This window comes from Rhodococcus sp. PML026 (assembly GCF_000963615.1).
Classification (GTDB): Bacteria; Actinomycetota; Actinomycetes; order Mycobacteriales; family Mycobacteriaceae; genus Rhodococcoides; species Rhodococcoides fascians.
In genome coordinates this window covers 84,673-103,989 of the sequence record NZ_KQ031368.1, presented here as the reverse complement: position 1 = coordinate 103,989, position 19,317 = coordinate 84,673, and the positions used below count along the sequence as shown (strand labels likewise).

At 61.5% G+C, this 19,317-nt stretch carries 20 protein-coding genes; 10 read left to right on the top strand and 10 right to left on the bottom strand.

Going from position 1 to position 19,317, the window contains the following annotated elements:
- Positions 1-38 precede the first annotated feature (38 nt).
- Positions 39-959, bottom strand: coding sequence for a hypothetical protein (locus VF34_RS25445; protein ID WP_231578176.1), 921 nt, complete (start codon positions 957-959; stop codon positions 39-41).
- A 126-nt stretch (positions 960-1,085) separates the two neighbouring features.
- Here VF34_RS25445 and VF34_RS24865 point away from each other — a divergent pair, with 126 nt between their 5' ends.
- Positions 1,086-1,271 (top strand): hypothetical protein, encoded by a 186-nt coding sequence (locus VF34_RS24865; protein WP_156158480.1) that lies wholly within the window; start codon positions 1,086-1,088, stop codon positions 1,269-1,271.
- A gap of 437 nt (positions 1,272-1,708) precedes the next feature.
- Here VF34_RS24865 and VF34_RS03400 read toward each other — a convergent pair whose 3' ends face one another.
- Positions 1,709-3,340 (bottom strand): DUF726 domain-containing protein, encoded by a 1,632-nt coding sequence (locus VF34_RS03400; protein WP_045840830.1) that lies wholly within the window; start codon positions 3,338-3,340, stop codon positions 1,709-1,711.
- A 172-nt stretch (positions 3,341-3,512) separates the two neighbouring features.
- Here VF34_RS03400 and VF34_RS03395 point away from each other — a divergent pair, with 172 nt between their 5' ends.
- The 3 genes from VF34_RS03395 to VF34_RS03390 all read left to right on the top strand — a co-directional run bounded on the left by VF34_RS03395 (position 3,513) and on the right by VF34_RS03390 (position 4,934).
- Positions 3,513-4,046, top strand: coding sequence for a hypothetical protein (locus VF34_RS03395; protein WP_045840829.1), 534 nt, complete (start codon positions 3,513-3,515; stop codon positions 4,044-4,046).
- A gap of 69 nt (positions 4,047-4,115) precedes the next feature.
- On the top strand, positions 4,116-4,283 hold the full coding sequence (locus VF34_RS24860) for a hypothetical protein (protein WP_156158479.1): 168 nt from the start codon (positions 4,116-4,118) through the stop codon (positions 4,281-4,283).
- A 96-nt stretch (positions 4,284-4,379) separates the two neighbouring features.
- Positions 4,380-4,934: a hypothetical protein gene (locus tag VF34_RS03390; protein ID WP_045840828.1), complete on the top strand. Its 555-nt coding sequence runs from the start codon at positions 4,380-4,382 to the stop codon at positions 4,932-4,934.
- A gap of 119 nt (positions 4,935-5,053) precedes the next feature.
- Here VF34_RS03390 and VF34_RS03385 read toward each other — a convergent pair whose 3' ends face one another.
- The gene (locus VF34_RS03385) at positions 5,054-5,707 is read right to left on the bottom strand and encodes a response regulator (protein WP_045840827.1); all 654 of its coding nucleotides are present in this window, start codon (positions 5,705-5,707) and stop codon (positions 5,054-5,056) included.
- Between the two features lie 38 nt (positions 5,708-5,745).
- A complete protein-coding gene (locus tag VF34_RS03380) occupies positions 5,746-6,981 on the bottom strand; it encodes a sensor histidine kinase (RefSeq protein WP_045840933.1) in 1,236 nt (411 codons plus the stop codon).
- A 135-nt stretch (positions 6,982-7,116) separates the two neighbouring features.
- Between VF34_RS03380 and VF34_RS03375 the strand changes: the two genes are divergently transcribed.
- A complete protein-coding gene (locus VF34_RS03375; RefSeq protein ID WP_045840826.1) occupies positions 7,117-7,740 on the top strand; it encodes a DUF4352 domain-containing protein in 624 nt (207 codons plus the stop codon).
- 79 nt (positions 7,741-7,819) lie between these two features.
- A complete protein-coding gene (locus tag VF34_RS03370; RefSeq protein WP_045840825.1) occupies positions 7,820-8,464 on the top strand; it encodes a vWA domain-containing protein in 645 nt (214 codons plus the stop codon).
- Between the two features lie 131 nt (positions 8,465-8,595).
- On the opposite strand, the gene VF34_RS03365 is transcribed toward VF34_RS03370, so the two are convergent.
- Together VF34_RS03365 and VF34_RS03350 are read right to left on the bottom strand one after the other, a co-directional pair.
- Positions 8,596-8,940 carry a hypothetical protein gene (locus VF34_RS03365; RefSeq protein WP_045840824.1) on the bottom strand — a complete coding sequence of 115 codons (345 nt, stop codon included), beginning with the start codon at positions 8,938-8,940 and terminating at the stop codon, positions 8,596-8,598.
- A 1,208-nt stretch (positions 8,941-10,148) separates the two neighbouring features.
- On the bottom strand, positions 10,149-11,264 hold the full coding sequence (locus VF34_RS03350) for an HNH endonuclease (RefSeq protein WP_045840822.1): 1,116 nt from the start codon (positions 11,262-11,264) through the stop codon (positions 10,149-10,151).
- An 18-nt stretch (positions 11,265-11,282) separates the two neighbouring features.
- Here VF34_RS03350 and VF34_RS03345 point away from each other — a divergent pair, with 18 nt between their 5' ends.
- Positions 11,283-11,582, top strand: a complete 300-nt coding sequence (locus VF34_RS03345) for a nucleoside triphosphate pyrophosphohydrolase (protein ID WP_045840821.1) — start codon at positions 11,283-11,285, stop codon at positions 11,580-11,582.
- Between the two features lie 187 nt (positions 11,583-11,769).
- Here the strand turns inward: VF34_RS03345 and VF34_RS03340 are convergent, their stop codons facing one another.
- Positions 11,770-12,462 carry an SDR family NAD(P)-dependent oxidoreductase gene (locus tag VF34_RS03340; protein WP_231578175.1) on the bottom strand — a complete coding sequence of 231 codons (693 nt, stop codon included), beginning with the start codon at positions 12,460-12,462 and terminating at the stop codon, positions 11,770-11,772.
- Positions 12,463-12,552: 90 nt separating this feature from the next.
- On the opposite strand from VF34_RS03340, the gene VF34_RS03335 reads away from it, so the two are divergent.
- The 3 genes from VF34_RS03335 to VF34_RS24490 all read left to right on the top strand — a co-directional run bounded on the left by VF34_RS03335 (position 12,553) and on the right by VF34_RS24490 (position 16,837).
- On the top strand, positions 12,553-13,386 hold the full coding sequence (locus tag VF34_RS03335) for a LysR family transcriptional regulator (RefSeq protein WP_045840930.1): 834 nt from the start codon (positions 12,553-12,555) through the stop codon (positions 13,384-13,386).
- Positions 13,387-14,049: 663 nt separating this feature from the next.
- Entirely contained in the window at positions 14,050-15,876 is a 1,827-nt protein-coding gene (locus VF34_RS03330; RefSeq protein ID WP_045840820.1) for a cutinase family protein, read from the top strand.
- Between the two features lie 463 nt (positions 15,877-16,339).
- Entirely contained in the window at positions 16,340-16,837 is a 498-nt protein-coding gene (locus VF34_RS24490) for a LysR substrate-binding domain-containing protein (RefSeq protein WP_231578174.1), read from the top strand.
- A gap of 37 nt (positions 16,838-16,874) precedes the next feature.
- Here the strand turns inward: VF34_RS24490 and VF34_RS03315 are convergent, their stop codons facing one another.
- Genes VF34_RS03315 through VF34_RS03305 form a run of 3 tightly spaced genes read right to left on the bottom strand, consistent with a single transcriptional unit; the run spans position 16,875 to position 19,281 of the window.
- On the bottom strand, positions 16,875-17,696 hold the full coding sequence (locus tag VF34_RS03315) for an ABC transporter permease (RefSeq protein ID WP_045840819.1): 822 nt from the start codon (positions 17,694-17,696) through the stop codon (positions 16,875-16,877).
- Positions 17,696-18,520 carry an ABC transporter permease gene (locus tag VF34_RS03310; RefSeq protein ID WP_045840818.1) on the bottom strand — a complete coding sequence of 275 codons (825 nt, stop codon included), beginning with the start codon at positions 18,518-18,520 and terminating at the stop codon, positions 17,696-17,698. The genes VF34_RS03315 and VF34_RS03310 overlap by 1 nt, the downstream gene beginning before the upstream one ends.
- Entirely contained in the window at positions 18,517-19,281 is a 765-nt protein-coding gene (locus tag VF34_RS03305; protein ID WP_045840928.1) for an ABC transporter ATP-binding protein, read from the bottom strand. The genes VF34_RS03310 and VF34_RS03305 overlap by 4 nt, the downstream gene beginning before the upstream one ends.
- Positions 19,282-19,317 lie beyond the last annotated feature (36 nt).

Sequence of the window (19,317 nt, the reverse complement as noted above, 5' to 3'; positions counted from 1 at the left end):
CCTGTCGGTTGGGGTAAAAGTAGCTACTCGGTGGTGCGTCACGAGGATCGGGGGAGCTCGTCGGCGAATCGGTAGGAACAACCGATGTTGCCTGTCGTGTTCACGGCGGCATTGACTCGGATCCACGCGATGCACGACCGCGCGACCAGACGAATGTCCTTTGTGAACAGATATCCGTCGGTGCAGTCCTCGAAGTGGCCGTCGTTCTGCCACTCGTCGAGAGGCAGGCTTGCGGACGAATAGTCCGCAAGAAGTAGATGGCCGAGTTCGGTCCGCGATCGTCTGAGCATCAACACACCGCCGCTCAGGACGACCACCTGCGAGCACACTACCGGGGCGTCATCGGTGGAGTCGGCAACATAGTCGCTGGGACCCACCTCGACGATGAATCCGACCGGCTTGTCGTACAGAGACTCGATCATCCATGCGGCCAACGAGTCCCATTGATCGACCTCCAACCGTCGACCATCGACGATGAACGCACGGACTAGTGAACCTGGTTCGGCCGGCGCTTCCCACACGTCCTTCGCCCAGCCGTCGTCGGTGCCGTTCACGCGTCCACTTTGATCGGCCCAGATGGCACCGAAGGTGAAGTCACTTCGCGTAACGGTCTCGTCGGCATCCACACTTTCGACACTCCACCCCTCCAGCCGGACTCGAAGGTCGGTCACCACGACATATCGGTGGCCCTCGTCGTCGAGGTTGTAATGCCACTCCGGGATCTGCGGCATCGCTGCGAGACTGTTGGCCGTCGCGCGATGTGAAACCTCGGCGCGATAGATGTCGGATCGCACGGATCGAATGCGGGTGATCGATCGATGCATGCCGATCGAAATTGCGGGTTTGGCCGTCGACATCGCGGCGCTGGCGGCATGGAAGTGCTGCTCGACGATCAGATGTGGTCGGCCGATGGAGGAGCGACTCGTTCGTGCATCCCGTGGCGTATACATGACGCTCACCAGGTCTGAGTCTCGCAGGCGTGAAGGTATTTTGGCTTCGGGTTCGACCTCCACGATTACTGTCGAATGGCGTCGTGGATCGCTCCGATGGCACCAGTCGGGTAGCGCGCCGAGACCGTCGGGCTCGTGATCGAAGAACGGTTCATCGCTCCACACGTCGGCGCGGCAGATTTCGATTCCGACGGTAGGCCACGTCAGGCGGACGTCTTCTTCTGTTCGGAGGGCGAGACGTCCTGCGTCCCCCCATCCGCAGTGGGCGGTGTGGAAGACAACTCGGGCATTCCCGAACGCGGACTCCTCCACGTGTGCTGACTGCATGTCGACGCTGCGAAGCAGTTCGGTACGCCGTTGGGGCGGCAGGTCTGAAAACAGATGGTCGACCTCTATTGCCACCATGAATCCGGGATCTCCAGCGGGTATGTCGTTGGGCCCTAGGCGTGTTTGTTCCATAGTTCTCCTCTGTGTAGAGCGAAGGTGTTGCCGAGAAAGTCGGCGAAAGTGGAGTCCGGACTACCAGACTGCCTGCAACTTCATGTGTACACGAGGGCACCGACAGGTTTGTAGAAGAAGCCTGTTGTCTGTCTCCGGTGAACCGGGGACAGACAACAGATCCACGAGTCAAAGGAACGTGGGATTCCCATCCTGACGGTGCGGTAGCTGTGCGTTCAGCGATAGTTCACGTCTATGCCAACCGCGCGATATGGATCGAAACTCTATGCAGGAGAGCAGTACTCGGTAGCGAAGCTCTATTAGCTAAGCTCCACGCTCTGCAGATACTCTGAATGCCCATCGACGATAGCTGAGACATCGTGGTCGTGGATGCGGGCGAACTCGGTGCGGAAGCCTGCGAATCCGACCGCTGTTTGTCCAGCTTGGGCGGTCTTATAGGCGTACTTGAGCACTTTGTCGTTCGACGAGTGGTAGTTGTGCACAGCACCGGTGACTGCATTGCTGAGAAGTCGCCAGTCACCTTTCGATCCCATTGCGGCACCTATCAGGTGTACCGTGTCGATCTTCGGCTTACTCTTCGACCTCGAAAGGGTTTCGGCAGCTGTTGCTGCAACGCGGGCACCGAGGCTGTGTCCAACAAGCACGTAGCTTTTAGCGTCGGTTCTCGCCAACAGTCCAGCCAGAGCCACACCCGTTCGGTCTGCCTTGACTCTCGCAGTATGCCAGGGGTTTTTGGCAACGGCTGCTGCCGCCAGAGCGGGTGCCAACGGACCCAACTTCTTCGCGCCTGCTTTTGTCGCCTTTGCCGCCAGCCCCTTGAGCCCCAGCGCCGCAGCGGGTTGTCCACCCATTGCTTTTACCATTGCTGCTAAGTCTCCGAGATCGTTGCTCCCCCAGTGAACTCGATAGACTGGTGAACCCGGGTAGCGCCGTGCGACAAGCTTCTTCCAGTCGGAGCGCGTGTCAGTCCCTTCGCTGAACAGCCCATTCGCTACGATCACGGCTATTCCGGACCCCGGCTTGATCAGCTCGATGTTGAACGACTTGTCAGCGCCGATGTAAGCAGTTGTCACCGAACTGCCCAGTGCACCGCCAAGGGCTCCGCCAACGGCTGCGACGACTGCTGTCCCGCCAACCATCCCCAGCCCACCCGCAGCGATCGAGCCACCACCAAGCAGAGCCAACCCGTAACTGCTGGCCGCGGCCCCCGCGTAGCCGCCCCCCGCGATGCTCAGGCTGCCGATTGCCCCGCCGATCGCTGGGGCAGCAAGAAAAGCACCGGTCGCGAGTGCGCCCGCGGAAAGAACAGAGATCGCTGCGATACGTGATCCTAGAGCGAGGTTACGGCGCTCGAATTCGAGGAATTCGTGGTAATCCTCCAGCGCCCCAAAGTTCAAGGACGCCCTCTCGAACCCGGGGATCTCGTGCTTGTGCTCGGCGCAGTACCGCGGCACCAGTACCGCTGCGAAACCTCGCGTGGCCATGTTGGCGCACCCTGGACCTGCGCATCCCAGTGTCGGCGAACCGCACGATTCGCACAGGTACGCGGGGATCGTGCCGAATCCTTGTGTCAAACGCCGATGGTCGCTTCGCGTGAAGCATGCTGAACACCACGATTTCTTCGACGCGGTTCCTAGTTTGTCGACCAGTTCTGCGATGCCAGCCGCAGTCCTACGATGTGCCATCGCCTGCGTGTGATGGCTTTCCCGCTCAGCGCCGTCGGTAAGGGTGCGGTACAGGTGATCGTGCTTGGCGAAGGCCCACGCGTTGTGGACCAAGGCGGGGTTGGTTCCCAATGCATCGTCACCCAGGACGCGAGGCTCCAGATCGTTGAGTGCGCCGTTGCAGCGCATCGTCAACCCTTCCGGGCTGCGCACCTCGCACTCGAATTCGGCGTTCCCAAGTGAGCGAAATACGACTTCAGCGGACATTCCCACTATTTGCCTTCCTAATTCTTCGACCAGCTTCGACACAAATCTATCGAGCGTGTTCGGATCGCTACAGGTTGCCCTCTATTTAGGAACGCCGGCCCCGTCTGGTGTCCAAGGCGGCAACAAGCATCGGTGGGAAACAACCGCCGAGAGATCGACACGTTTGCTGTAGATGCGCCTGCCGGTCAGCTTGATCAGGGAATGCGTCGGACTTGGAACTGGCACACTCGACCCCATGGACAAGCTGACGATCCCACCACGGTCCTACTTGCTGCCACTTCCGTTGCTGAAGCCTCGTAGCAAGCTGCACATTTGTTACGGAACTCCCTATCCCGAAGCGCTGAGGGACATGTACTCCGGCTATGGCACCGGAGATTTTTGGTCGGTCCGCGGCAAGATGCGTGCCGGCGACCTGGTGCTGTCGTTGGTGGCGACCAGTCCGCGAATGATCATCGGTTTGGACGAGGTCGAAATTGATTTCGATCCGAATACCAGTTCGTGCATGCAGTGCGTCGGTGCCGTTGCCGTCGTGTTCGAGAACGGAATACTTGCTGACGCGGTCGCCACACGGTGTGGGCGGGAGTCCATCCCCGAGAGTGGACACTTAGCCGGCCGCAAGGCACGCGAATTACTGTCGGCGGTCGATACGGAGTATCAATACGGCCGGCCTTGGTTCACGCCGGACCGGTGGCGGGAAATCCAGTAGTAGAGCCGTCAGCGAGCAGTGGAGCGCGACAACGTCGACGAGCCGACGCGGTTAGTACACCATGAACCGGTGACCATCGAGGTACAGACCACATGGAACGGGCACCGGTACACCTGGACGCTGCAACCCGACGGTTGGTGGGATCTCACGCACCGCACCAGTGCACCGACCGTCACGCGCCGGCTGCGAGCGCGCGAGTTCGACGAGGAACATTGCGAACTCGCCACGTACGACTGACCCTGCGAATTTCTCGGCGCTGCGTTAGCGCGTCGGTCGGCTCCGTTACGATCTCGAGATCAAACTACGATCGCCGTCCAGGAAGAGTTACCCGTCATGAATGTGCCGCTGACCCGCCGCGATGTCCGAGAGCCCGTCCGGCGCAGTGTGCAGAAGTTGGGATTCGCCGACGCCAGCACTCGCAAGGGCGCTGCGGATCAGACCTTTCACATCGACGGGAAGAGAGTGATCGGACGAGGAACAGTCTCTTCGAGACACGTCGACGTCGACACATTGCGCGCTATCCACCGGGACGTCTATCTGCTGGATCGTATGAAGAACAAGGTCAGATTCCACACCTCTCACGGCGGGTACAGCACCGAGGCTCGACAGTTCGCGCGTGAGAACGGTATTCGGCTCTACACACTCACCTCGAAGGGCGAATTGCGGCGCCTCGGCCGTGGCCCGGTGATCGCGGACCGCACGCTTGACCGTATCGCTGTCTACGCGGTCGGGGTGTTGCTTGCGTTCGTGGCGTTGTGGTGGGCGCTCACGCATCTGGAGACTGTCGGAACAGTGTTTCTCGTGGTCATCGCGGTGGCGGTAGCCATTCCGGTGCTCTGGATTCTGGGGTTGATTCTTGACGTCACCGGTCCCCGGATCCGGAAGTAGCAGTGTGATTTTCTGACCAGAGAACGGCACAGACGGTCCCTTTCGCGGCACGTCATTCGTTCGATGCAGGATGTGCACAGCCAATTCGATTGCTCCTCAGCGGTTGCGGCCCGGCTCGCTCACGTGACCATTCCCGCCCGAAATGCAGCCAACGCCGCCTCCACTCGATTGCGCACACCGAGTTTCACGAAAATCCCGGAGATGTGGGTCTTTACCGTCGTCTCGCTGAGATACAGCTCGGCGGAGATGTCCGCATTGGTCGATCCAGTAGCCAAGATGCGCAACACATCTCGCTCCCGCGGGCTCAGCACGTCCATCGACACCGATGCCGGAACCGCCGGCAACACCGACGTCGCCACGATTTTCCGGAGCGAATCCTCACTGAACAACGTGTTGCCGGATGCCACTGCTCGAACCGACTGATGGAACGTCTCGGGTGCCTCGCTTTTGCTCAGGAAGCTGTGCGCCCCCGCTTCGATGGCGCGTACCACCAGATCGTCCACATCCATCGCCGTCATCGCAATGACCTTCGGCGGATCAGCGAGCGTCATCAACTCGCGGGTGCAATCCAATCCGCCGACCCGTCGCATCTGAAGATCCATCAGCACCACGTGCGGCCGGAACGCCGTCACCGCAGCTGGCACCTGGTCGCCGTCCTCCACATCGGCCACCACCGAAATGTCGGGGGTCTTCGCGAAGATGTCCGCCACTCCACGACGAACGAAGGGGTCATCGTCGACGATCAGTACGGTGATCACGGCTGGCGCTGTCATGGTTCGCTGAGCTTAGAACGCGCTTCCGACACCGTCCGTCAGGAGTACCACGGCAACCAACACGAGACCACGAATTCACCCGGCTGCGGGCCGGCCGCGAATGTGCCGCCCACCCCGCGGACCTGTTCAGCCAACCCTGATAACCCCGTGCCCGACCCGTGCTCGAACGCCGGTTGACCCATCAGCTGATTGCGCACATCGACGCGCACGCCCGTCTGATCGGACCCGTACACCGCCACCCGAATGGTGGAACCGCCAGCGTGCTTTTGCGCGTTGGTGAGCGATTCCTGCACCACCCGATACGCCACATGACTGCTCGCAGCACCAACTTCACCGGGCGTTACGTCGAGTATCAACGTCGTGTGCAAGCCTGCGCCCCGCGCCGAGTGCACCAGATCGGAGATGCCCTCGACGCTTTGCCGACCACCGCTCGAGGCATCGGCCGATCCGCGCAGCACGCCGATGATGCGCTTGAGCTCGTCCAACGCATCGTGGGCGGTTTGCCGAATCATCGACGCCGTCTGGGCGACCTTCTCGGGTCCATCGCCGCTGTTGACTTGCATTCCGCCTGCGAACAACGAGATGCGGCTGAGGCTGGCAGCGAGGGTGTCGTGCATGTCGCGGGCGATGCGGGCACGTTCAGCATTCAGCAGCATCTCCTCGCGAAGAGCGTTGGACTCCACCGTCACCTTGTCTCGCGTGACCACAGCCTCCGTCAGGTCGGATCGCGTGCGGTGCAGCATTGCTCCACCCACGACCAACCCGACGAGCACTGCCGCGACGACCCACGGAATCCACGCCGGGACGTCCCATTCCACCGGCATGGACCCATCCTCGGCCTTCGTCGAACCGATGGTCAGGACGGAGTAGTACCGGCTGCGATGGGCGTCGTACGTCAACGACACCCCGCACGCGACATACACAGCGACTGCGGCAATCACGAGCGGCTTGGTTCGCGCGAACGCACCGACAGCAAACAGAGCAATCAACGCTGCCGTCGCATCGGTGGCGAAGAACAGCGGCCCGGCCGACGCCAGTCCCACAACGACCCATGGCCGTTCGTGTCGCCAAATCAAGGCGACGCCTGCGATCAGGTTGAGCGCGACGCCGAGGCCCAGGTTCCACCCGGGCGTCCCGGACGCGCCCGCCAACCCGGCGGTCATCATCGAGCAGAACAGGCTGAAGGCCACCGCCGCCGTCGTCCAGGCTTTGCGGCGCAGGGTGCCTGTCCGATGGGTGCTCACGAGGAGAAGCGTACGGCCGTGCACCGACACTGCGAATCGTCCGAACGGCCCGCATGACCGATCGGATGCGACCGAAAGGAGGAGGCGCACCGACCGGTCAGCCGAGGCGCGGACAGGGCCGACTGCGGTGTGGTTGATGCATCGCCGAACGAGAGGAATTTCGACATGACCAACCACAACCCGAACCCCCAGCAGCAGTACGCTCCGCCCGCTCCCGAGCAGAAGAAGAGTTGGTTTGCCCGACACAAGATCCTGACCGTCATCCTGGCGATCGTCGTGCTGGGTGTCCTCATTCGGCTCATCGGTGGTGGTTCGTCGGAGAGCCCGACAGCTCCCGCGCCGGCCGGATCCCCGTCGTCGGAAGAAGCGGCTCCTGCAGCCCCGGCCGAGCCGGCTCAGCCTGGAATCGGCGTACCAGTGCGTGACGGCAAGTTCGAGTTCATCGTCACGGCCGTCGCGCCACCCGTCGCGACCGTCGGCTCGGAATACCTGACGCAGACCGCACAGGGCGAGTACGTCCAGGTGACGATGACCGTCCGCAACATCGGCGACCGAGCACAGAGCTTGGACGCGTCCTCGCAGAAGTTGCTCGACGCGGACGGCAAGCAGTACTCCGTCGACAGCCTCGCGACTGCCTACCTCGACGAGGGCATCGGCTACGAACAGATCAACCCGGGCAACGCGCTGGACACGACCGTCGTGTTCGACGTCCCCGTCGGGACCGTGCCTGCCGAGATCGAGCTGCACGATTCGGCGTTCTCGGGAGGTACGACGGTTGCACTTCGGTAGCCATCGACATCCGCTCTTCCGTTAGCTCTCAACCCAATTCACTCGGAGCAGTTTCGGCTGCGACCTGAAGGAGGAAACTATGACCAACCCTCAACTGTCACTCGTCGCCGCGCTGCTCGATCGGTCCGGCTCGATGCATTCCATCGCCGACGACACCCGCGGCGGATTCGATTCATTCATCACCAAGGAGCGTGAAGCAGAGGGTCGGACCGTGGTCACGCTGGCACAGTTCGACAACCGGTACGAGCTTGTCTACGACAGCGTCCCCATCGAGGACGTTCCACCACTCGTGCTAGAGCCGCGGGGTGGCACCGCGTTGTACGACGCGATCGGCCGGCTAATCAGCGAGGTCGGTGCCGGTCTGGCCGCGATGCCGGAGGACGAGCGTCCCGGCTCGGTGACCGTTCTCGTGATGACCGACGGTCACGAGAACTCTAGTCAGGAGTGGACGAATTCTGCTGTGCGGGAATTGATCCAGCGGCAGGAGTCCGAGTACAGCTGGGACTTCGTGTTCTTGGGATCGAACATCGACGCCGTCGAGGTGGGTGCCGATCTGGGCTTCCAGCGCGGTAAGTCGATGACGTACGTCTCGACGTCGATAGGTGTGACTGCGGCCTTCGATTCGGTGGCGGACTATCAGCATCGAAAGCGCTCGGCCGGTGTCGATGCGTGTTCGGTGTCAGCCTTCACTTCGGAGGACCGTAGACGAGCGCGAGGGGAGTAAGGGCTGAGTCAGTCGCGGGCGACACGCGATTCGTTGCTGGGACACGACCCCCGACCGCATCAGTATTGGACTTCGCATCGCCGCCGATCAGCTCAGATAGTGGTTCTGAGCCGATCGACCGCGGCACTGCGTTAGGGCTGTGTCGGGAAGTGGCCGTGTGTGCCGAACTGGTGGCCCTGCAGGAAGGCCGCATTCTGAGCGTTCGCGCTGTTGATCAGACGCTGATGTTCCTGCTGAGCAGCCAACTTCTTCGCCTCGTTCGACTTGTAGATCTTCATGCCGATCCAGATCGCCGCGACGACGAACAGCACCCATGGATTGGATCCCACGAACCCGATGGCGAGCAGCACCAGGAACGCGGTCAGTATCGGATGGCGACGCGACCACGATCGTTGTGGCACAACGTATCCGACATGGGTGGTCTGATGGATGTTGATCGTGCCGTAGTTCGGGCTGTTGTGGAACTGGTTGCTCATCGCTTGTCTTTCTCGAATGCCGCGGGATTTGTTGCCCGGCACTGAGCCAGACAGTTACGACCATATGGTCGGTTTCAATGGCGGCGGTGTTACAACGCGAATGCGTCGGAAACTAGTTACCCACGGACCTGCACAGGTCGGGATCGGTGATGTACCCGGCTTCGCAGCCCGATCGGGTCTGGATATCGCCCGACGTCGGCGGTTCTCCGCACAGAAGGCCGCACCGATCTGCACCGATCACGAAGGAGCCGTCAGGCCAATAACATTCGTTCGAGTTGCAGGAATATCCGCGGCCGGACGTCGTGCCTGTAGGTACCGGTGTGACCGCGTCCGGATCGGGACGGGTCGCTCCGTTGTACGGGTTCCGACATACGTAGCCGTCGCACTCGAATGTGTTGGCTTCTCGTTCGGACCGCAGGTATCCATCGCCGTCCAGCTCATCGAAACACCACTGGGAAAAACGCGTGGTGCCGTCGCTCCATCGGGCAGGCCCCGGGGTCCCGAACAGACACTCGACAACGAAGGGCTCGGCCAGGGTAGGTGCAGCTTCGATTTCGGCCACCGGACTCTTTACAGGAGTGAGGGCGGGCATAGGTTCCGAGCTACTGGTTACCGCCGGGGTAGGGACGGTGGCGGAGGTCGACGGAGTGGTCGCTCCCGGGTTGGGGGCACTCGATGTCACGTCTGAGCTGCAGCCGCTCAGGATCAGCAGGCCTGACACAACGGCGACCAACAACGAAACACGCAACGCTACATTCCGATCTGTATAGAGAAGGAGCTCCCTCGCGAGCCCGTTGAGTATCGGGGTTTGGCGTATGGCGTTACAGCCGAGGACAGCTATGCTTCCGGCACTACAGCAACAACGTCAATGCGGATAGCCTCCGCTTTTTCGGCACAGCGCTCGCCTCGGAATTGAGCTGCCGGAGTGGGATGCTCAGTGGGCGATACGATGACGATTGCTGGATGTCGACGTTGATTCACGCATAGATCCGCGGCAGCACTCGTCCCGGCACTTTTGAATCCCGCTTCGACCGAGGGGACATATTTCGGCGACGAGCAGTTCCAGGAACGCGGCCCGAAGGCCATTCTCATAGCCGTCGCCAACGCTGGCAGCATCGCCGGAATGACGATCTGACGGATCAACCTGGGCCAGCTCACCTGCAGTGACGCCGCCATCTTCAGGTGGATTCGCCGTCGTGTTGGTCGACCTACTCGGGCGCGGCAATATTCGACACGTCGATGTGGTACCCCTGCAACCAGGAATAGTCGACTTGCATAGCTGTGACTTTGTTCCGGCCCAACCAGATTGGGGAGCCCTCTGGTTGGCTGGCATAAAGTCCCCGTGCCGATGTGACCACTCGATCGAATTGCACAGGCCAGTCGATGCTTGCCGCCAATTCGGTGATGGGGTCGCGGCCACGGTCGAGCGCGCGTAGGACGTGCAATCGCTCGGGCAGCAGTTGAGACTTGCTCGTGTTGCACGATGGGCAAGCCAACACCAAGTTCGCGAGGCCGTCGATGCCCACTCTTGACCAAGGGAGTACGTGATCGACATGGGCGTCCGATCCCACGCGCGCTGAACAATAGAAACATGTCGGACCGAATGCCTCGATCAACGCGGCCTTGGGACGGATCAGTGCGATTCGGCTGTTGCCGAAGAGATGGCCTTCGAGATCTGGTACGTCCTCGTCGAGAAAGCTGTTCTTTCGCCGGACATCGTCGACCCATGCGAGCATCAACGCGGGCTTGAGCAACGAGGACAATCGCGCCAGAGCAAAACACACTCCGGGGTACAGCGTAATCCGGTTGCCCTGGGCAAAGACAGCGTTCGTGCCCACCTTGGCGCTTATCCAAGTGTCGTCATACAGAAATGACTCTCCCGTATACCCGCCCGGGACTCGCTGCAGGCGATGCAGCGGCTGTTGCACGAGAACAAGCTTCACCTTCTTGATCATCTCGCGGAACAGACCCAGGTTTCTCCGGGCCGCGATGTCCAACGGCGTTTCTCTGCCGGCGGTTGCCGTGGCACGAGCAAACTCCCGAACAGCGTCGGGAATCGTTGCTCTCGCCTGCGTCGACTGGCGGAGATAATGACCGTCGAAGTCACGCACCTGCCGCCAGTAGAGACCGACAACGCGCTGGGCCAAGTCGTCGAGATCAACATCGACCGCTGAACCGTGATCCTCGGGAACGTTCTCGACCGAGAACTCCAGTAGCGCGACCAGGACGGCCAGCTTGTAGGTGGCGACACGCGCTCCGGAGTCGAGAACGCTGACCAGGTGCTGCCCAAGCGTCAGCGGATCAGCGGGCGAGGGAATCGACATACCTGCACACTACTGAGCATGGGAAAACTTGTTCGTGATTTGATTCCGTCGATCATCGAAGCCTCGGGTCGCGTCCCGAAATATCGAACCCTTGAGGCTGAGGATTATGGAAACGCGCTGATTGACAAATTGTTTGAAGAAGCGCGCGAGTTTCGTGATGCAACACCGGAAGGCAGGCCGGAGGAGTTGGCCGACGTCCTTGAGGTCGTCCGTGCACTGGCCGCGCATATGAACCTGAGCGACGCGGATCTCGATACGGTAGCTGCTGACAAGCGGGCGGAGCGCGGCGGCTTCGAGCAGCGGATCTGGCTTGAGTAGCGTCTGTTCGTCGTTGCGCAGGGCGCGCAGAGCAACTCGGTTCGCTGACCGTTCTGGTTATGACAAACGGTCACGAGAACTCGTGCCTGGAGTGGGCGAATGCTGCTGTGCAAGAACTCATCCAGCGGCAAGAGGTTGACTGCAGCTGCGGCTTCGTATTCTCGGGATCGAATCGATACCGAGATTCTCAACAGGCCACCGATCCGGCGTCGTCGAAGAATCCGCCCCGCGGTCCGTCGTCGGGCAGGGTGGCGAGCTTCAGTGCGATCTGCGCACCCTCCTCCGGCGTGCGTGTGGACGCGAATCCGGTGAAATACGTTGCCACATAGCCCGGGCAGCATGCATTCACTATCACCGCAGTGTCCACGAGCTGCCGTGCGTATTGCACGGTCATCGCGTTCACCATGGTCTTGGATGGAGCGTATGCCGCCATGATCGGGCCGGTCTGTAGCGCGAGCGAGCCCATGTTGCTCGAGACATTGACAATGCGCGGCGAGGCAGACCGGAGAAGCGTCGGGAGTAGTGCGTTCGTCACTCGGATTACTCCGAACACGTTGGTATCCAGGGTAGTCCGCAATACGTCGATATCCAGCGTCGTCGGATTCTGTTGGTCGCCGCCGGAGATGCCTGCGTTGTTCACCAAAATGTCTAGGTCCTGGATCGAGTCGGCGGCGGCAGCAACGCTGTTGTCGGAGGTGACATCGAGGGGGACTCCGAACACATCGATGCCCGCAGCACGAAGCTTGTCCACCGCGTCCTGTCGTCGTGCATCGTTGCGGGCCCCGATTCCTACTCTGATTCCCTGCATTCCGAGTCCGTGTGCGATAGCAAAGCCGATCCCTTTGTGGGCGCCGGTGATCAGCGCGGTCTTCGTTGTCATGCGGTCCATGGTCGGCTTCGAGCGCGGGTGCGTCCAATACCGATCGACCAACCTGTGATACTCGACGGGTATCACATCTACGCTGTTGGAGTGGACGATCTCGAAACACGCGAACTCCGGTACTTCATCGCCGTTGCCGAGGAGCTGCACTTCGGACGCGCAGCACAGCGCTTGGGGATCGCCCAGCCACCGCTCTCGCGGGCGATCAGCAGGATGGAGCGCCGACTCGGCGTCGTCCTCCTGGATCGGAATCGTCGCGGAGTCGCACTCACTGCTGCCGGTGCTGTGTTCCTGAGGGACGCTGCGACGGCGCTCGACGCGGTTTCAGCGGCAGCGCAGCGAGCACGAGCGGCCGGTGCCAGAGTCAAGCTGGTGACCAAAGCCGGTGCGTCCCATGAGCTCCTTCGCCGCGTTCTCGATGCGTACCCTGCTGACGTGGATGTCTTATTGTGTGAAGTCGGTGAGCAGGCCGGATATCTTCGCCGCGGTGATGCCGACGTGGCGTTGATGCATCGCCCAGTCGACGACCTTGTCGGGTTCGACTCCGAGGACCTTTTCACTGAGGGGCAGGTCGCGATCGTTCCGCGTGATCACCCCTTGGCCGCGAAAGACGAGGTGGCCATGGACGGTATTCGTGACGTCTCGGATCTGCCGATGGCTCGGTGGCCACAGCTCGACGGCACCTATCCGAAGGGGCCCGGGCCTGAGGTGCGCGCTCAATCGCAGATCGCCCAATTGGTCGCGCTGGGTCAGGCGCTGCTGGTGATTCCAGCGTCGAGTCGCGCGTGGCAGTGGCCCGAGCATGTGGCCGTGCCTGTCGTTGATGCGCCGATGATCACGACGGTCATCGCATGGCCGGCCGGAGTCCGATCGCCAGCGGTAGCGGCATTGGTCCAATCGGCCGTCGGGATTGCGTTCGAGTGACGCAGCGCAGCCTTTTCGGCGTGCTCCGATCTACCGAGATTACCGACCTCCGTATTTCGACGTGATGCGGCTTTCCAACCACTGCAGCGCAATCGTGGGCGGCAATGCCATCACCAGGATCAAGATGACTTGCCCATGATGTTCTCCATCCGTGCCAACGTTCTCACCGACTACGCTGCCGGTCAGGACCTCGCGTCGGACTGGCGACAGTGCGGAAAGTGGGTGGTCGATCTCGATGGCGACGGTGAAACCGAGATCGACGGCTGGGATCGCGTTGGACCCGAAATGTGCGCGTTCAATAGTCCTCTATGTTGTCGATCGAATGGGAGCGCCGAAACAGCCGACGAAATGGACTGTGTCACCGTATCGACTACCTGCACTCTTAGTTGTAAATGGCGATACCGATAACACTTTCCTCCTCGATTTCATCACCCGAAAGGTGGCGAGAGGGGGCACTCAAGCTCGACAAATTCGCTTCCCGGCGGCCCGGGTTAGCACGATTGGATGACAGACGGCGACATCATTCTGTTGCTATAAACATCAGCGGCGCTCGAACGCGCGTGGTCGGTCGACCGCATCGCTGAAAGGAATTGGATGTCATACGGACTTGGGTGGGGTAAGCGTTCGGGTGGGGCACCGCCACTGAGGAGGTTCAGCCGCGTAGTGATCAGCGCTGCGGCGACTCTCATGCTGGCCGTCGGGAGCATGTCGGTGCCGCTCGCGCACGCGCAGCCCGCTGCGCCCAGTGTCCTCTTCGTCGTGGACACATCCGGTTCGATGTACGGCCAACCACTCGAGCAGGCCAAGGCAGCTTTGCGAGCCGGGATAGATGCATTGGCCCCCGGGCAAGCAGCCGGACTACGTTCGTTCGCGGGTGAGTGCGGCGACGGTGGCAAGTTGCTGGTCCCGGTCGGCACCGACAACAAGGACGAACTCGGGGCGGCCGCCGATGGGCTCAATGCCGACGGGTTGACCCCCACGCCGGACGCGTTACGGGCAGCAGCGGGTGACCTTCCTCCCACCGGTGACCGAACGATCATCCTGATCAGCGACGGGCAGAGCAGCTGCGGAGATCCCTGCGCGGTGGCGAGCGAGCTGAAGCTCAACCTCGGCATCAATTTCCGAGTTCATGCAGTCGGTTTCAACGCCCCGGAAGCGGCGGAGGGGGAGTTGAGCTGCATCGCCAACGCGACCGGGGGGCGTTATTTCACGGCGACGAACACAGCCGAGCTTAGTGAAGCAATCTCTTCCGCGGTGCAAACCGGATCCAAAGACTTGAAGCCCGGAACCGATTGCAACGTTCCAACATTCATCGGTGTTCGCGGTTCGGGAGAATACCCGCAGGACCGTGGCATCGACGACTACCGCGCATCTGCCGGCACCGAGAAGCCATACAACCTGGACGGCCCGGACAACGGAATGGGCGGACGCCTCGCCCCGGTTTTCGCCCATGTGCAGAAACAGAATTCGGTTAACTACGCCTTCAACGTAATGTCTGTGGCATATCCGGCCATACCGGTCGGCTGGACCGAGGCCGACTACTACAAGGCAGAATACCGAGAATCGGTCGAAATTGGGTACGCCAATCTATCCAGGATCATGGCCGCACTGCACGCCGTCTGTGGACCGGAAACGGATGTTGTACTCGCTGGCTACTCGCAGGGTGCCAACGTCATCAATAAGTACCTGTTGGAGACCAACAAAGGCACCTCTGCGTCCTCGGAACTCGGCATGGTGAAGTCGGTTATCCAGTTCGGCGATCCGAACTCCCGCCCGTTGCGTGTGGGAGAACGACACTCGGGCACCGCGTTCGGCGCTTTCGGTGTGGTCGCGGCTGGTGTCGGGGGAGCAGATGCCGACATCAACGGCTACCTCCAATCGAACCTCAATGTCGTGAGCACGTTCTGCCTGGCCGGGGATAGTGTCTGTAACCCCCTAATCGTCGACCTTAAAGGCATAGCTATCCACGGGTCCTACGGTTCTCCCAAGACGAAGCTGCCAAAATGCAATGTCAACGGCGTCAAGGACGTAGTGCTGTACGAATGCGCTGCCTACCGCGTGATGCAAGACCTCGGATATGCGCTACCGGTCGTCACACCGCAACCGACGTTGCTGCAGCGTGGACAGCAACTCTTAATCTCCGTAGGCGGATGGCTCGCCAAGCAGCCGTGGGCGGTGCAGTTCGCTTCGGATCCGGTCATCATCGGAGAATCGGAAACGAATGAAAGCGGTTCAGCGATCCTGTCCGTGAATGTGCCTGCGGACGCGGAAATCGGTGACCACCATCTAATTATCGAGCAGGCGGGGCGACGCTCGGTGGAGGTGCCGGTGACAGTCGTCGAGGGCGAAGCCCAAGGCGATACGCCGGTCTTCTCGTTCGGAGAGCAGGACGGTCTCGAACCCGAACCCGAACCGGGCGTCGGTACCGGAAGCGGTGGAACAGGAAGCAGCAGCGGACCATTCGGCGGAACAGGAAGCAGCGGTGGCTGACAACTGACACATGTCCTCAACGTCTTGACAATTGGGAGAGGCCGAAGCCGGTGGCTTCAGCCTCTCCCACGTAAGTGTTGGCACCCCGAGGAACGTCTATGCCTATCGAGGACCCGTTCGAGGCGCAACTCCCACGTCGGGGCTGGCCGTTAGGATCGACGGGTCAGTTATGTTCAGGTCCACGGTCTTCGACATCGAGCCATGCCGAGCGACGATCCGCCGGGAGGACACGTCGATGGTGAATACCATATAGACCCACCCCATTAGGTGAAATCGGTGACCCATACATATTCGGTTGCTCGGCCCGGAACTCTCGGTTGACAAGATCGCCTGCTCGCATGCCCTCTGCCGATCGGATCGTGGTTCTGATCCCGACTTATCGGCGAAAACCGTTGTAGAAGAACGCTTTAAATTTGCTCTCCACCTCACTGTATGGTGCCCCGGGAATCGTGGTCCGGCCCAGGTGTGCGCGCATCTTCACCCTGCCGTAGCGCCCTTCCGGTCTCAGCTTCCGCCGGCCGTCTGCGCCGTTGCTCCCCGCGATTTCTCTGACCGCGTCGATGATTTCGTCGGGTTCGACTCCGAGGACCTGCTCACCGAGGGGCAGGTCGCGATCGTTCCGCGTGATCACCCCTTGGCCTCGAAAGACGAACTGTGCATGGACGATATCCGTGACGTACCGGATCTGCCGATGGCTCGGTGGCCACAGCTCGACTGCACCTATCCGAAAGGGCCCGGGCCTGAGGTGCGCGCTCAATCGCAGATCGCCCAACTGGTCGCGCTGGGTCAAGCGCTGATGGTGATCCCAGCGTCGAGTCGCGCGTGGCAGTGGCCCGAGCATGTGGCTGTACCTGTCGTTGATGCGCCGATGATCACGACGGTCATTGCGTGGCCAGCCGGAGTCCGATCGCCAGCGGTATCGGCATTGGTCCGGTCTGCCGTCGGTGCTGCGTTCGAGTGACGGAGCGCAGCCCTGCGTGTGTGCCGATTTACTGCGGTCACCGACCGCCGTATTTCGAGGTGATGCGAGTTTGCAACCACTGCAGGGCGATGGTGGGCGGCAGTGCCATCACGAGGATCAGCACAACCGTGCCCATGATGTTTTCCATTCGCACCAGGCTGACGTTGCGCAGGAGTTCGTAGCCTATGCCACTGGACGACGAGAACATCTCGGCGAGAAGCAGTCCCAGGAACGCCAAGCCGAAGGTCATGCGCATACCCGTCGCCAATGCCGGGAGCACTGCGGGGATGACGATCTGACGGATCAGCCGGGGCCAGCTCACCTGCAGTGACGCCGCCATCTTCAGATGGATTCGTTGGACCGATGCCGTGGCCTCGACCGCGACGAGGAACATCGGGATGAAGGCGGCGTAGAAGGAGAAGCCGAATCGGCTCAGTGCACCGATACCGAGGAACGACAGGAAGATCGGGTACAGCACGATCTTAGGAATACTGTTGATCGAGTACACGATCGGGGCGATGGTTCGGGTCCAGAACGGACTCAGACCCAGCGTCAGACCCAGCAGGGAACCCACGACCGTGCTGGCCAGAAACGCGAGCACAAGAATGCGCAGCGAGTCGCCGACATTGGCGCGGAAGTCTGCTTTGCCCAGGTCCTCGACGAGCGAGGCCATGGCCTCGGCAGGCGTCGGGAAGATGAGACTGTCGACCAGAACGGCCGCGATCCACCAGATCAACACCGCGACGACGGCCACGACCACCGGAGGCAGAAACCGTCGAGCGTTCGTGCGTCCCGCGGACGGGGTCACCTTCGGGGGAACTGAAGGGGCGGTGGCTACTCTGTCCAAGGTGCTGCTCATCAGCGGCGCCTCCAATCGAATCGGTTGAGCGCGAGCGAGATCAGCGAGGTCGAGAGCAAAGCGATCAGCGCCACGATGAGGATCCCGGCGTACATGTCGGCGATGTCGAACCCGTCATAGGCGATGGAGATGAAGTGGCCCAGGCCTTGGGTCGACAGGATGAACTCACTGGCCAAGACCGAGATGACGGCGTACGAGAGCCCCAGTTTGAGTCCGGTCACGATGCTCGGCAGCGCATACGGCAGCAGAACCGATCGGAAGTACTGCCACCGCGTCAACATCAGAGTGGTCCCGAGCTTGGTGACGATCGGCGACACCGCGTTGAAACCAGTGCGTGCGTTCAACGCCACCACACCGAAAGCGAAGATGGTGGACAGGATGGCGATCGGAGCCACGCCAGCACCGAACAGCACCACCATGATCGGGTACAGCGCGAACGTCGGGACGGCGTAGTACACGTTGAGGTAGGGCTGAAACGCTCTGTCCCACAGCTCGTACCGCCACAGCACGTACGCGGCGCCGACACCGAGTACGGAGCTGAGCACGAACGCCAGAACGATGATGCCGAGCGTGCGGCCCAACTCGTCGACGAGGAAGTCCGGGTCGGTCAGCAGGCTCAGCGACGTCGAGATCATGTCGGTCACCGGAACGATGTCGAGCGGAGAAGCGAAGAACCGTGCCGAGATGTCGATGGCCACCAGTGCCGCGACGAGGATGAGTACGGTCCAGCCCCATGCGGGGAGGCCGAGTTGGGTGGAGGGGGCGGGCCGGATGTATCCGGGGACCACGGAGGCGCGGTCGCTCTCGCGCGTCGGCGAACTCATGGCTCAATGCTCATCGTCTTCTTGGCCTCGTCGCGCAGACTCGACCAAATACGTTCGTGCAGAGCAGTCGCCGCCGGGCTTGCGAGAACGTCTTCGGAGCGCGGACGGGGCAGGTCGATGTCCATCTCGTCGATGAATCGACCGGGCCGCGCGCTCATCACCAGCACACGATCGGACAGCAATACCGCTTCCTGAATGCTGTGGGTGATGAACAGGACTCCACACGTGAGCTTCTCGACGATCTTGAGCAGCTCGTACGACATGACCAACCGCGTCTGCTCGTCGAGCGCTCCGAAGGGCTCGTCCGCGAGAATGAGGTCGGGCTCCATGGACAGGCAACGCGCGATGGCCACACGCTGACGCATACCGCCGGACAACTGGGTGGGGTAGTGGTCGCCGAACTTGCCCAGTCCCACTGTGTTCAGCAGCTCGTCGGCGCGGGCTCGTCCTTCTTTCTTGCCGACACCTCGGACTTCGAGAGCGAACGCGACGTTGTCGCGGACGGTTCGCCAGGGCAGCGTCGCCGATTCCTGGAAGATGACCGCAGTCTTGGATCGAGGACCGGTAAGCGGTTGCCCGTCGACCTGCACGGTGCCGCCATCGTGATCCTGGAGTCCGGCGAAAACCTCGAGCAGAGTGGACTTGCCGCAGCCACTGGGCCCGACGACGGAGACGAATTCGCCCCTACCGATGGATAAGTCGATCTCGTGGAGGGCGGTCACATCACCGAAGTGCCGCGACACCGACGAGGCGACGGCGATGGCGGAGGTGGTGTCGGGGCGGGGTCGAGTCGCTGC